1 pseudogene is annotated in these 260 nt (G+C 44.6%); it reads left to right on the plus strand.

Going from position 1 to position 260, the window contains the following annotated elements:
• Positions 1–245 (plus strand): annotated as a pseudogene (locus tag AYW76_RS18750) (type II toxin-antitoxin system HipA family toxin); the annotation flags it as partial.
• Positions 246–260: the final 15 nt, after the last annotated feature.

Consider the following 260-nt stretch of genomic DNA (forward strand, 5'->3'; position numbering starts at 1 on the left):
GAGAGCGAAAAACTGGGTTGAATATGGCGAAAGAGAAAGATTGGTATCGACTATCACTCGCTCATTTTGAGGTGTGGTCGAATAGAATCGGTGTGCCGTGGATCGCGGTTAGAGAGTCGTTGTATCATGCAATCGAAAAATCTAAGCTATGGCCTGAGTTATTGACGGATTTACCTATGCATGAAGCTCATAAACAACGTTTGAGGGCGCATTGGGCGAAACTTCAGGATGATTTTAAGCTGTAAACGTGATCTCCCTCC

The organism is Marinomonas gallaica (assembly GCF_001639745.1).
Classification (GTDB): domain Bacteria; phylum Pseudomonadota; class Gammaproteobacteria; order Pseudomonadales; family Marinomonadaceae; genus Marinomonas; species Marinomonas gallaica.